Origin of the sequence: Pseudoalteromonas sp. Z9A5 (genome assembly GCF_011378875.1) — a bacterium.
In the GTDB taxonomy this organism is placed as follows: Bacteria; Pseudomonadota; Gammaproteobacteria; order Enterobacterales; family Alteromonadaceae; genus Pseudoalteromonas.
Genome location: NZ_WTLC01000021.1, coordinates 42,013 through 54,999, shown reverse-complemented (window position 1 = coordinate 54,999; position 12,987 = coordinate 42,013). Strand labels below are relative to the sequence as shown.

General features: G+C 37.9%; 12 protein-coding genes. 7 read left to right on the top strand and 5 right to left on the bottom strand.

The genetic code is table 11. The features are described 5' to 3' along the window. Positions 1 to 81 precede the first annotated feature (81 nt). The 5 genes from GQR56_RS12215 to GQR56_RS12195 are packed head-to-tail and all read right to left on the bottom strand — an operon-like array spanning position 82 to position 3,601. Positions 82 to 525 (bottom strand): DUF2069 domain-containing protein, encoded by a 444-nt coding sequence (locus tag GQR56_RS12215; RefSeq protein WP_166111806.1) that lies wholly within the window; start codon positions 523 to 525, stop codon positions 82 to 84. After that, positions 522 to 1,076 carry an NAD(P)H:quinone oxidoreductase gene (gene wrbA, locus GQR56_RS12210; protein ID WP_166111804.1) on the bottom strand — a complete coding sequence of 185 codons (555 nt, stop codon included), beginning with the start codon at positions 1,074 to 1,076 and terminating at the stop codon, positions 522 to 524. Before wrbA ends, GQR56_RS12215 begins: the two co-directional genes overlap by 4 nt. After that, positions 1,076 to 1,423 carry an arsenate reductase (glutaredoxin) gene (arsC, locus tag GQR56_RS12205; RefSeq protein WP_024612944.1) on the bottom strand — a complete coding sequence of 116 codons (348 nt, stop codon included), beginning with the start codon at positions 1,421 to 1,423 and terminating at the stop codon, positions 1,076 to 1,078. The genes wrbA and arsC overlap by 1 nt, the downstream gene beginning before the upstream one ends. A gap of 53 nt (positions 1,424 to 1,476) precedes the next feature. After that, a complete protein-coding gene (locus tag GQR56_RS12200) occupies positions 1,477 to 2,934 on the bottom strand; it encodes a M48 family metalloprotease (protein WP_024612943.1) in 1,458 nt (485 codons plus the stop codon). Position 2,935: 1 nt separating this feature from the next. After that, positions 2,936 to 3,601 carry a hypothetical protein gene (locus tag GQR56_RS12195; protein ID WP_024612942.1) on the bottom strand — a complete coding sequence of 222 codons (666 nt, stop codon included), beginning with the start codon at positions 3,599 to 3,601 and terminating at the stop codon, positions 2,936 to 2,938. Between the two features lie 147 nt (positions 3,602 to 3,748). Between GQR56_RS12195 and GQR56_RS12190 the strand changes: the two genes are divergently transcribed. From GQR56_RS12190 to GQR56_RS12160, 7 genes are all read left to right on the top strand, one after another. Further along, positions 3,749 to 3,967 (top strand): hypothetical protein, encoded by a 219-nt coding sequence (locus GQR56_RS12190; protein ID WP_024612941.1) that lies wholly within the window; start codon positions 3,749 to 3,751, stop codon positions 3,965 to 3,967. Further along, on the top strand, positions 3,960 to 5,036 hold the full coding sequence (locus tag GQR56_RS12185; RefSeq protein WP_024612940.1) for an AI-2E family transporter: 1,077 nt from the start codon (positions 3,960 to 3,962) through the stop codon (positions 5,034 to 5,036). The genes GQR56_RS12190 and GQR56_RS12185 overlap by 8 nt, the downstream gene beginning before the upstream one ends. Positions 5,037 to 5,171: 135 nt before the next feature. Beyond that, positions 5,172 to 7,427 (top strand): aminotransferase class V-fold PLP-dependent enzyme, encoded by a 2,256-nt coding sequence (locus tag GQR56_RS12180; protein ID WP_166111801.1) that lies wholly within the window; start codon positions 5,172 to 5,174, stop codon positions 7,425 to 7,427. Positions 7,428 to 7,795: 368 nt separating this feature from the next. Continuing rightward, on the top strand, positions 7,796 to 9,442 hold the full coding sequence (gene pgi / locus GQR56_RS12175) for a glucose-6-phosphate isomerase (protein WP_166111798.1): 1,647 nt from the start codon (positions 7,796 to 7,798) through the stop codon (positions 9,440 to 9,442). 278 nt (positions 9,443 to 9,720) lie between these two features. Beyond that, on the top strand, positions 9,721 to 11,193 hold the full coding sequence (zwf, locus tag GQR56_RS12170) for a glucose-6-phosphate dehydrogenase (protein ID WP_024612937.1): 1,473 nt from the start codon (positions 9,721 to 9,723) through the stop codon (positions 11,191 to 11,193). A gap of 3 nt (positions 11,194 to 11,196) precedes the next feature. Further along, positions 11,197 to 11,907 (top strand): 6-phosphogluconolactonase, encoded by a 711-nt coding sequence (gene pgl, locus GQR56_RS12165; RefSeq protein WP_024612936.1) that lies wholly within the window; start codon positions 11,197 to 11,199, stop codon positions 11,905 to 11,907. A gap of 346 nt (positions 11,908 to 12,253) precedes the next feature. Continuing rightward, positions 12,254 to 12,958, top strand: coding sequence for a SapC family protein (locus GQR56_RS12160; protein ID WP_024612935.1), 705 nt, complete (start codon positions 12,254 to 12,256; stop codon positions 12,956 to 12,958). Positions 12,959 to 12,987: the final 29 nt, after the last annotated feature.

The following is a 12,987-nucleotide window of genomic DNA, read 5'->3' as shown; positions in this document are numbered from 1 at the left end:
AATAAGCTAAAAAATTAATAAAAAACGCGCTGAAATTTATTTTAGCGCGTTTTTTTATGTTTAAATTAAACAAATATATTGTTATTTATTGTGCTCATTTACCGCTTTTTCTTCTGCAAGTTCTTCTTTAAGTTTACGAATTTTTAAACCAAGCTCTTGACCGCGATGCCTTGCGTAATATGTACAGCCAATAAACATTGCCGATGCAAATACTAGTTCTAACAATACCCATATTAGCTCATCTGGTGCTACCCAAAGCATAGTAAGCCCATGAATAAAATACAGCATTACAATAAAGTTAGCCCATGCATAGGTGTATGTGTTGTCTTTAATTATTCCTCTAAGCGGGAGTAATAACGGTATAATTGGCAGAAAAAGAGAAACCACATCAAGCGGACCTTCTTGAGGAGGCACTATATACATCCACAGTGGCATTAAAATAAACAACCCAATATAGCCAATGAGGGCTGTGCGTTGAAATTTAATTGTTATCGGCTTTTTAGCTGGAATATCAGCTGTATTCATTTAAGTTTTCTCGCTATTTGAGTGAGGCGTTTGCCCACACTTTGACATATTTTAATTTCGTCTTTACTTAACTGCGAACTATTACTGCTGCCTGCAACATGGCTCGCACCGTAGGGCGTTCCGCCTGTTTGTGTGCCAAGTAGTTCAGGGACATCGTACGGCACGCCAAGTAACATCATTCCGTGATGTAGTAGCGGTAGCGATAAGTTGAGCAAGGTTGCTTCATTGCCGCCATGCATACTACTTGATGACGAAAATACACATGCAGGTTTATCTATTAGTTGACCTTTTAACCATAAATCGCTGGTGGTTTCCCAAAACATTTTTGCCTGAGAAGCCATCATACCAAAGCGAGTAGGGGTGCCAAATGCAAGTCCATCACAATTTATTAAATCATCTTTACTTATCACAATGTCGTGTGCATTTTTTGCTACAAAAGTACGAAGCAGTGCTGTGGCACCTTGCTGTTCTATCGATTCAGCTATTTCGTGCGCCATTGCTTCAACTGAACCATGGCTTGAGTGATAAAGCACTACTATAGTTACACTCATTATAAAACGCTTAGTACGTTTTCTGGCGGGCGACCAATTGCTGCTTTACCATTGTTAACCACAATAGGGCGCTCAATCAGTTTTGGGTTTTGCACCATAGCGTTAATAAGTGCGTCTTCGTTTGCTTCATCTTTTAAACTAAGTGCTTTGTAGTCGTCTTCTTTTGTACGCATTAGTTCTCGTGCAGATGTAAAGCCTAGCTGATTTATAAGCGTTGAAATTTGCTCGTTAGTTAACTGTGTTTTTAAATATTCTACAATACTTGGCTCTATATCATTACTTTGAAGTAACGCTAGGGTTTCGCGAGACTTAGAGCAACGTGGGTTGTGGTAAATAGTAACAGACATAAAATGTATCCAAAGTGTGAATTGCCTCTATTTTAGGGCAAGCGCTTGCAGACTTAAAGTCTTGCAAGCTCTTTTTGTAAACGTCGGTACTGAGTAAGCAGTGCTTTTAAGCGTTGTTGTTTAACAAGCTCAGTTGAATCTACAAAATTAAGTGCTTTTTGCACTTCGTCAGCCGCTTTTAAATATGCACCATATTGCGATAATACATCTGCGTTAGCTTCGTGGTAGGCGGCTAATTTATCTTGTTCTTTGTAGGCATCAGCAAGTAGTTGTTTACCTAAGTTGTGATCGGGCTTTTCAAGTAAGAAACTCTTAAGAATATTTTCGGCAAGCTGATACTGCTTAGCTTCAAGCGCAGCATTGGCATAATTAAGCGTAATTACTTGGTTATTGGGACGATATTGATTTAAATTAGCTAAATACTTAACGGCTTCATCAGGTTTTTTTTGCGCTATAAGTAAATCTGTATGTGTATCTATATAAAATAGGTTTTTAGGGTCGCTTTTTAAAAGCTCATCTAAAATTGGAGCCGCTTCGTCTAGTTTTTTCTGATCAAGCAAGCTTATGGCTAAACCGTATTTTAACGCGGTGTTATTATATGTGTTTTCGCGAAGTAGTTTTCTAAATAAGTTTTCAGCTTCTTCCGGTTTATTGTCGTAGCGCGCAAGTACTCTACTTTTTGCTAAATTAAACTCAAGGCTTGCATTCATAAGGCGAACAGGGAATTGTTGCGCACGTAAGCGTACGTCTGATACACGACTCTCTGGTAATGGGTGAGTTAGCAAAAATGCAGGTGGCTTATATTTATAACGTATTTGTGCAGCTAGTTTAGTTAAAAACTCGCTTGAAGCGCGTGGATCAAAGCCTGCATTATTAAGTGTTTGCATACCTATGCGGTCAGCTTCTTGCTCAGCAGAGCGACTATGCGTTAACTGACTAAAAGCCGATTGTGTTTGGCTTGCTGAAATAATCGCAATACCTGCATCTGGCGCAACAACCGTGGCTAATATACCGGCAATCATACCTGCAATAGTAAGGGCGCTGTTATCTTGTTGTTGTTGAATTCTGCGCGCTAAATGACGTTGAGTAACGTGGGCAATTTCGTGACCAAGCACTGAGGCAAATTGACTTTCGTTATCTGCTTGAGCTATTAACCCTGTGTGCACACCTACATGACCACCGTAAAACGCAAATGCATTTATTTCAGAGTTGTTTATCCAAAAAAATGAAAATGGAAAACGCACATCGTTCGCGTTGGCGACTAGTTTACGACCAATAGTCGTTAAGTATTCGTCAAGTACAGGGTCGTTTATTACCGGTGATGAACCACGTATTTGCATCATCATTACTTCGCCAATCGCTTGTTCTTTTTCGAGCGGAAGAGCTTGTAATGCAGAAGTTCCTAAATCAGGAAGTGTAAAGTTAGTTTGCGCCTTTAAAGGCTCACTTACTAACAGACTAAACGTAAGCGCGGCACTGCATAAAGTGATAAAGGCTGATTTTAGCTGCATTTTATTCCTTGTTAATTTTTTCGCCAATAGCAATTTTGGCAATGTCTATTTCGTCGCTACTTGCACGGCTATCTTTTTCGCACAATTGATAGAGTTCTTTTATTGTGACTCCATCTAGCTTTACAACGTTCAATTCACGCTGCAAAAAAGTGATAATTTTATGCACTACTTTATGTGCGTGTAAAATAATGGCTTTATCTGCTTTGTCGCCGCTTTCAAAGTAAAAACCAATAAACTTATGTAATTGGTTTATTCTAATCAAATTTTTCATTGAAAGTGGGTCCCATACTTTAAACTCTACAAAGCGGTTACCTTTAATGTATTGATCAATAATTACGTCTTTAGCATAAGGCTGAGCCCAAAGCTCAAACCCTCTGTCTGTAAACACTTGGTGCAGTGCTATACGTGGCTTATGTTTAGTATGAATTTCGCCAAGGTTATCTTCATAACCCTCTAATAAATCTAAATTCCAATTACGCTTATCAATTAAATTTTTAACAGCGTTATCAAACCCATGCTCTAAAATCCCTTCAGATTCGCTTATTGATGAGGCAACAAGGTGATAAAAAGGAGGTAACTCTCCCCAGTTTATCTGTTTTTTAAACCAATTAATCTCTTTGAGTGTTGGATTACTTGGCAGTTGCGCTTTATTATGCGTGCCGGGCATTAACTTATCCTTACTGCTAACTATGGTGTAAGGATAAACCATTGCAGTGGTTGTTTTAAGAAAAAGTTACCTTTGTTCACGTGTTATAAATTACTAGACCGTGGCGATACGACTTATTATTCATTTTAACACGTTGGTAAAGCGAGTATGTTGAAACAAGATTTGCGAATTTATAAGTGTCCTCAACAGTTTATTCAGTTTAAATTAGGACTACGTAAAGCATTATCATTACAGCAAAGCATTACGTTTAGTTTGAACAAGGGTGAAGCCGCAGATGACATAGAGCGGTTTTTGCAAAAAAATGATTATAATTATAATTTAAATAAACAACAGGGGTTGTTATTAGTGGAGTTATTACGTGTTTGAGTATGTAAAAACGTGGTACGAAAGGAAGTTCTCAGATCCTCATTCGTTTACCCTATTATTTTTGTTACTGGCATCTGTTGCCTTACTGTATTTTTTTGGCTCGTTAATAGTGCCTGTACTCGTTGCATTGGTAATAGCCTACTTACTTGATTGGCCTGTGCTGCATTTAGAGCGTTTTGGCTTAAAACGATTTACATCCACAATTATTGTAATGCTAATTTTTATTGGCATTATGCTAACGCTTATTTTAGTAATAGGACCGGTGCTTTGGCAGCAAACGAGTAATTTGGTGCAAGAAACACCGCATATGATTGAGCAAGGAAAGTCATTTTTACTTGCGCTTCCTGAGCATTACCCGAGTTTAATTAACGCCGAACAAGTACAAGTAATAGTGGCAAACGTTGAAGCTAAAGTAGTTGAGTTTGGTCAAGCTGTACTTTCGTTTTCGCTTACGTCTTTAAAAGATGTAGTTGCATGGCTAATTTACCTAGTATTAGTGCCACTACTTGTGTTTTTTATGCTTAAAGACAAACTTGAGCTAACAAGCAGCGTTGCTACACTTATTCCGCAGCAACGACGTTTAATTTTACAAGTATGGAACGAAATGAATCAGCAAATCATGAATTACATTCGCGGAAAAGTGTTTGAAATTTTGATTGTAGGTGGCACTTCATTTATTGCGTTTACTGTTTTAGATTTACGCTATGCAGCATTACTTGGCGTACTTGTTGGGTTTTCGGTGTTAATTCCGTTTATTGGCGCTGCACTTGTAACCATTCCGGTAGCCGCAGTGGCATTATTTCAATTTGGATTAGAAACTCAATTTTGGACTATTTTAATTATCTACGGAATTATTCAAGCACTTGATGGCAACGTGCTTGTACCTTTACTCTTTTCAGAAGCAGTCGATTTAAACCCAGTGTTTATAATTGTTGCTGTGCTGTTTTTTGGTGGCTTATGGGGTTTTTGGGGGGTGTTTTTTGCGATACCGCTGGCTTCATTAGTAAAAGCATTAATAACAGCGTGGTCATCTACCCACGAAGAAATTGCTAAAGAGCTCAGTGAATAATTAAGTAAACAGACTTTTAGTATAAAAAAGCATAGTAAACGCACCTCTAGTGCTAATTGATTATTACTCATTACCTTTAAATTTATGTACTATTGGTAATAAGATATATTTTTTAGTAATAAGGTGCGTTTTTTAATGTCTGAGTTTTTATTGCAAGATGAACCAGCGAAACAAGTTTATCTTGACGCAAACGCAACAACTCCCGTGTTGCCTTGTATCGCTGATGTAGTTTCTCATACCATGCAAATATGTTTTGGTAACCCCTCAAGCCCGCACATTACAGGTATTCAAGCCAAACATTTATTAGAACAAACACGCCAAAAAGCACGTACAGTTATTGGTGCGACCGATGGCGATATTTTATTTTTATCTGGCGCGACCGAAGGTATTCAAACCGCTGTTGTTTCTACACTGATTAACGCTAAAAAACATAATAAAAAAAATCCAGTGTTGCTATATGGTGCTACAGAGCACAAAGCGGTACCAAATACGTTAAAGCATTGGAATAGTGTGCTTGAAATAAACGCCAAAGTACTTGCCATTCCTGTTGATAGTAACGGTATTTTAGATTTAGAGTTTATTGCTCAACATATTGATGATGCATTAATGATATGCACTATGGCAGTTAATAACGAAACCGGTGTATATCAAGACTTAAAAGCAATAGAGCACACAATAAGAAGCCGCAATAGCGATGTGTCGTGGATGGTTGATTGCGTTCAAGCGCTGGGTAAGCAACAGCTAGCACTTAGCGAAACAACAATAGATTATGCACCGTTTTCAGGGCACAAACTTTATGCTCCAAAAGGAATAGGGCTTTTATATATTCGCAGTGGTAGTGCTTATACGGCTTTTATTGCGGGTGGCGGGCAAGAAAACGGTATGCGCTCAGGTACCGAAAACTTACCAGGTATTGCAGGGCTTAATAAGTTATTCAGTTTATTGCTTGATAAAACCGACTCAACATTCAAATCAACTGATGTATTAAATATTTACAGAGATCAATTACATTGCGCGCTAAGCGATACATTTGGTGATATTACATTTAATCATGATTTTGCTTATTCGGTGCCTACAACACTTAACTTTGCAGTTAATGACTTAACAAGCAAAGAGGTGATTGATTTATTTGATGCAGCAGGAATTCGTGTTAGTGGTGGGTCTGCTTGCAGTACAGGTGCATCAACAAGTTTTGTGTTAGATGCAATGGGGGCAACAACGTGGCAAAGCGAAAATGCGATTCGGTTATCGTTTGGACCTGCAACTACTGAGCAAGAGATTGCACACGCATGCAGGTGTATTAGAGCGCTAAAACCTATTTTACAAGCAAATTGTTTAATCGTGTCAGACAGCACAACACCAACACAAGAAGTGTGTGCACTTGGCTTAACACAATTTAGACATTTAGGGGCATGTAGTTGGTTATACGTAAGCGATAATAAACAAGCGGTAATAATTGATCCAATAAGTGAGCTGATCCCTCGCTTTGAAAAAATCGCAAATACGCAAAACTTAACAATAGCTGCAATTTTAGATACGCACGCACACCAAGACCGTAACCCAGCAGCCGCTATATTAAGAAGTGTTTTAGCATCGCATTTAATTGAGACTGACGTTGACGAATTAGGTTGGTCAACGCACAGTAAATCCATTGAATTAGATAATGATATACTTGAAAAAATAGCAACGCCAGGTCACAGCAAAGATAGCGTAACTTACATATTAAAAAGTAAAAGTGGGCAGGCACGTTATTGCTTTTGCGGAGACTTAGTTTTACCAGCCGGTTTGGGCAATACCAAACTAGAAGGGGGAAGCGCTTATAGCATGGGGCAGTCTTTAGTTTTACTAAACGAACAACTTTCAAATAATAGCGTAATTTGCTCCGGGCACGACTATCAACAATGCTTTGCTATGAACTGGTATGTGCAGCAGCAACAAACCCCCTTACTTAATGAACTACTTTCGGGTGATATAACGGTTGATGAGTTTGCTGTAAAAAAAGAGCATTACGATACACAAAAGCAAGTTAGTAGTACGCAGTTATGTGGCTATGTTGATGCAATACCGAGTGTGACAACGTTGCAACTCACTTTTGATGCTGCAAAAACGATGTTAAATAACGATAATGCATTTTTAATAGATACACGAGAACCTTACGAGCACGGTGCTAATAATGTAGCTCAGTTGTTTAACAGCAATAGTGATAAAACGCTAAATATTCCGTTAAGTCGAATGGCAAATGCTATTGTAGAAGGTCAGCTCAATAAAAATAATAGCTATATATTACTGTGTCGAAGTGGCAACCGTTCAAAGCTTGCTGCTACAAATTTATCGCAGCTTGGCTACAAAACTGTTTATAACCTCAATGGTGGTTTAGCGCTTAGCTACTAATTAATTATAAAAAATATTGAAGGTCAGCTTTATAGCTGACCTTTTTATTTGTTCTATATTAGCAAATAGCGATTACTTGAATTTAACGGTATATTAAAATTCATTAATATTTCATTTTAAACAATTAAACTATGCCAGTGCCTTTAAAATTGCGGGTCAATTAATTTATAAAAATTTTATGATACCGGTGTCAAAAGCAAAAAAGTGCGTTATCATCTGCACCTGAAATTATAAAAACAGCATTTTTTTTTCATTATTCGTTATACTAAGAACGCTTTATTTACGTATAAATGAGCACTTACAAATGTGTTGCTTTTATAAAAAAGAAATATTAAATCAATTAGTTGAAAAACTTAGGGGATAATTAAATGTCTAACCGATCGCAATTAGCAAGTTGGCAAGCGCTTGAGCAAAGTGCAGCAAAGATGAAACAAACACATCTTAAAACATTATTTGCACAAGACGATTCGCGTTTTTCTGAATTTTCGACCCAAATTCCGGGTGTATTATTCGACTACTCAAAACAGCTTATTGATAAAAATGTTTTTGCTCAGTTAATTTCACTTGCCAAAGAGTGTGACATTGCCACGTGGCGTGAAAAAATGTTTAGCGGTGAAAAAATTAATATCACCGAAGATCGTTCAGTATTACATACAGCCCTTCGTAACCGTGCACATACACCACTGATTGTTGATGGTGAAAATGTAACGCAAGCGGTAGATAACGAACTAGCAAAAATTAAAGTGTTTGTTGAAAAAGTACGCAGTGGTAAATGGGTAGGCTACACAGGTAAAGCTGTAAAAAATGTGGTTAGCATTGGTGTTGGTGGATCAAACCTTGGTCCGCAAATGGCAACTGAAGCATTAAAAGCATTAGCTGACGACACCTTAAATATTCATTATGTATCTAACGCCGATGGCGTGCAGATTGCGTCTGTTTTAAAAGCAATTGACCCTGAAACAACATTGTTTGTTATTTCTTCTAAAACATTCACTACATCTGAAACCATGACTAACGCTAAAACAGCCGTTGACTGGTTTTTAGAAACCGCAAATGATAACAGTGCTGTTGCAAAGCACTTTGTTGCGGTAAGTACTAATTTAGAAAAAACAGCCGCTTTTGGCATTAGCGACGAAAACGTATTTACTATGTGGGATTGGGTTGGCGGTCGCTTTTCTCTTTGGAGTGCGATAGGCTTACCGATTGCTTTGTATTTAGGTTTTGAAGCATTTGAAGCTATTTTAGAAGGGGCATTTGAAGTTGATGAACACTTTAAAGCTGCGCCTTTGGAGCAAAACGTACCGTTAATTATGGCGCTTTTAAGTGTATGGAATACCAGCTTTTTAGGTTACACAGCACAAGCTATTTTGCCGTACGACCAAGCACTTCATATGTTGCCTGCTTATTTACAGCAAGGCGAAATGGAAAGTAATGGTAAACACGTAAACTTTGCTGGTGAAACAGTGCCGTACACAACGGTTCCAATTATTTGGGGTATGACTGGTATTAATGGTCAACATGCATTTTACCAGTGTTTACATCAAGGTAATGTAGTTGTGCCAGCTGATTTTATAGCATCGGTTAAACCACAAGTAAGTGTTGATAAGCACCATGATATTTTATTATCTAACTTTTTTGCACAAACAGAAGCGATGATGACCGGTGTAGATGCAGCGCAAATAACTGCTGATTTAACCGCTAAAGGTAAATCACAAGCGCAAATAGATGAATTGCTAAATCATAAAATTCATCAAGGCAATCGTCCTACAACGTCTATGCTATTAGATACTGTAGATGCTAAGACAGTTGGTCGTTTAATTGCACTGTACGAGCACAAAATATTTTGCCAAGGCATTATTTTAGAAATATGTTCGTTTGATCAATGGGGTGTTGAACTAGGTAAAGGGTTGGCATCTAAAATTGAGAGTGAACTAACTGATGAGAGTGTTAAACACGATCACGATAGTTCTACAAACGGCTTAATGGCGTACTATAAACAACACCGTACGCAGTAAAAAATTAGCTTACGTAACTAAAGTAAGCAAACCGAGTACCTTTGAACGGGTAGCGCTGGAGTGCTTAGGGTCTGTATTTTTGTGAGAGGAAATACAGGGCCCCTAAGGCTCATTTAACAAGCGCAGATGATCAAATAATAAAAACATCATCAATAAAGAACAATTCAGTAGGCTTTTGTTTAAACATACTTATAAAAGCTAACATCATCCAATAAGTAAACAGGCATACCATACTGCCGGTGCAGTCGTAATAGGTATCCTAAACGTAGAGAGTAACTATGCTTAATCCTTTTGATATTATAATTTTTGGGGGCGGTGGTGATCTTGCGTTACGCAAATTACTACCAGCAATGTATCGAGCATATCAAGAAGGTAATTTACCTGAAGGCTCACGTATACTGCCAACTGTTCGCGAAGAAGATAAGCGAGCTGAGTACATAGAAACAGCGCACCAAGCATTACAAGAATTTTTAAGTAAAGGCGAATTTAACGCTAAAGATTGGAAAGCATTCTCTACCTTTTTAGTACCTGTAGTAAGCAACGTTACTGAAGCTGACGACAATTGGGATGTGTTAAAAGGTATTTTAGATGAACACGAAAGCACTAAATCACGTGTGTTCTATTTATCACTTCCACCTGCTGTATATGGCACTTGCTGTGAAATATTATCTACAAAAGGCTTAGTAACACCAACATCTCGTGTTGTTGTTGAAAAGCCAATTGGCTATTGCGGTCAATCTGCTGAAGCAATTAACTCTAAAATTGCAGAGTTTTTTGAAGAAGAACAAATATTCCGTATTGACCATTACTTAGGTAAAGAAACAGTACAAAACTTAATGGCACTACGATTTTCAAATTCATTATTTGAAAACATGTGGGACGCTAAATCTATTGATAACATCCAAATTAGTTTGTCTGAAACAGTAGGGCTAGAAAGCCGTGCAGGTTTTTACGATAAAGCGGGTGCACTACGCGACATGGTTCAAAACCATTTACTTCAGTTATTATGTTTAGTGGCAATGGAAGCGCCAAATAAACTTAATGCGAATAGTATCCGCAACGAAAAATTAAAAGTATTAGAAGCGCTTCGCCCAATCGATGGCAGCGATGTTGATGAAAACATTGTACGTGGTCAATATGTACCGGGTGACTTAAACGGTAAAATTGTACCAGGTTACTTAGAAGAGCTAAAAGAAGGTTCAAGTAAAACGGAAACGTTTGTAGCTATTCGTGCACACATTGATAACTGGCGTTGGGCCGGTGTTCCATTTTACCTTCGTACAGGTAAACGTATGGCTAAACGCTGTGCTGAAATTGTGGTTGAATACAAAAAAGTATCACACAATATATACGAAGATGATGTAGGTAATATCGAACCAAACCGTCTTGTTATTCGCTTGCAACCAGAGGAAACAATTCAATTAACGCTTATGTCTAAGCGCCTTGATAACCTTCAAATGCAGCTAGAGCCAGTAACAATGAACATTGAGCTTTCACAAGCTTATAGCAATGGTTTTCATTCAGATGCATACAAGCGCTTAATGCTAGATGCGGCTGCAAATAATCCTTCGCTATTTATTCATCGCGACGAAGTTCGTCAAGCATGGAAATGGATTGATCCAATTATCGACCGTTGGCAAGAAAAGGGTAAACCTGCGCTTTACCGTGCTGGTAGTTGGGGACCGGATGATGCTGATGAACTATTGGCAGAAAATAACCATGTTTGGTTTAACACTGGCGATAAGGCATAAGTAATGGCGACACTAGTTGAAAAGTTTTTTAACAGTAAAGACGAACTAACAGCAGAGCTTTCTGCCACGCTAGAGCAATCTTTACGTGATGGTATAGCAAATGATGGACGTGCTGTATTAATGGTATCTGGCGGCTCGTCGCCAGCACCTGCATATAAACATTTATCGACGCTTGATTTAGATTGGCAAAATGTTGATGTTGCAATGGTTGATGAGCGCTGGGTAGAGCCAACTCACGAAAAAAGTAACGAAGCTTTTATAAAAAGCACATTACTTCAAAATCATGGTGCTGCTGCAAATTTCATTACTATGAAAAATGAAGCACAAACAGCAGAGCAAGGTACCAATGTATGTGAAAATGCGTTTGGTGCATTAAAACGCCCGTTTGATGTAACTATTTTAGGTATGGGTCCTGATGGACACACTGCGTCGCTTTTTCCTAATGCTGAAGGTTTAGAGAACGGTTTAACGACCGAGAACCTTGTATGCGCTATTAATGCAATACAAAGTGATGTTACAGGAAGTATTACAGAGCGAATGAGCCTGACCTTAAATGCGATTGCACAATCAAAAGTCGTTAAGCTTTTAATTAGCGGTGAAGAAAAGCTCGCTGTTTACAAACAAGCTAGAGCGGATGGTAATGTAAACGACATGCCATTACGCGCTGTACTTAATCACCCAAGTATAAATATTGAAGTGTATTGGGCGCCTTAATTTAAAAATTAGACGTTTAATGTACATTTAGAAAAGGCAGCTAATTTTAGCTGCCTTTTTGTTTGCTTAAATATCACTCGCTAAAAACAAAGAAATAATATTTTAAGTGTTAACTTTTGTTAATTAAAACGCTGGGTCTGTATAGGTATTAGCCATGTAACGTATTATTTTTAAGCACATTTTAATTTTATTACTTGTATGTTTTTTGGCAACGTACAGATTTATTTAAATTTTATTTTTTCATGACGGTTGTCATAAAAGTTTCCCTTCCTTTTTGGTTTCAAAAGCATTAGCCTAAAGGTATTAACAATGAATTATATAATTTAAAAATAAACGGAGCAGTATCATGGCGGAGCAACAAGTACAGCCTTTACACAACGAAAAACATGCCGACATTAAAATTAAAAATGGCATCAACGTAGAATTTATGAAAACTCAACATTTAGTGCCAGTAGTTGCACATGAGTTTGCACGTGTAGCAAACGAGTTTCCAATGTCATTCGTTAAAAATAACGAAAATGATACTTATCAAGCCGTTGCTATGTTTGGTCTTGAGCCAGGCGAAAACCTTTTTGTTGAAGATGGTAAATGGACAGCTGCATTTGCACCAATGGCGTCTACTCGTTACCCATTAGGTCTTGTTAAACACCCTGACCAAGATCAATTTGGTATTGTGCTTGATGAAGGCAGTTCACTTGTAGGTAAAGAAGAAGGTAACGCGTTGTTTGAAAACGGCGAAGAAACTGATTACCTTAAACGTCGTAAAGAAGCGCTAGTATCGTTCATTGAGTTTTCTCAAGTGACTGACGCGTTCACTAAATTCCTTGCTGATAAAGAGTTACTAGTAGCACAAACGCTAACAGTAGATATTAAAGGCGAGAAAAAAGACATCAACGGTATTTACCTTATCGATGAGAAAAAATTAAATAGCTTAAGCGATGCAGACTTCTTAGAACTTCGTAAACGCGGTTATTTAGCACCAATTTATTCTTTCCTAACGTCTACACACCAAGTAGCACGTTTAGCGCGTTTAAAAGCTAAACAAGCTTAATTAAAAACACGTTAAATTTAAAAAGCGCC

Bases quoted from the DNA above. Each gene is read 5' to 3' on its own strand.
- GQR56_RS12215 (WP_166111806.1), bottom strand. From the start codon at position 525: ATGAATACAGCTGATATTCCAGCTAAAAAGCCGATAACAATTAAATTT.
- wrbA (WP_166111804.1), bottom strand. From the start codon at position 1,076: ATGAGTGTAACTATAGTAGTGCTTTATCACTCAAGCCATGGTTCAGTT.
- arsC (WP_024612944.1), bottom strand. From the start codon at position 1,423: ATGTCTGTTACTATTTACCACAACCCACGTTGCTCTAAGTCTCGCGAA.
- GQR56_RS12200 (WP_024612943.1), bottom strand. From the start codon at position 2,934: ATGCAGCTAAAATCAGCCTTTATCACTTTATGCAGTGCCGCGCTTACG.
- GQR56_RS12195 (WP_024612942.1), bottom strand. From the start codon at position 3,601: ATGCCCGGCACGCATAATAAAGCGCAACTGCCAAGTAATCCAACACTC.
- GQR56_RS12190 (WP_024612941.1), top strand. From the start codon at position 3,749: ATGTTGAAACAAGATTTGCGAATTTATAAGTGTCCTCAACAGTTTATT.
- GQR56_RS12180 (WP_166111801.1), top strand. From the start codon at position 5,172: ATGTCTGAGTTTTTATTGCAAGATGAACCAGCGAAACAAGTTTATCTT.
- pgi (WP_166111798.1), top strand. From the start codon at position 7,796: ATGTCTAACCGATCGCAATTAGCAAGTTGGCAAGCGCTTGAGCAAAGT.
- zwf (WP_024612937.1), top strand. From the start codon at position 9,721: ATGCTTAATCCTTTTGATATTATAATTTTTGGGGGCGGTGGTGATCTT.
- pgl (WP_024612936.1), top strand. From the start codon at position 11,197: ATGGCGACACTAGTTGAAAAGTTTTTTAACAGTAAAGACGAACTAACA.
- GQR56_RS12160 (WP_024612935.1), top strand. From the start codon at position 12,254: ATGGCGGAGCAACAAGTACAGCCTTTACACAACGAAAAACATGCCGAC.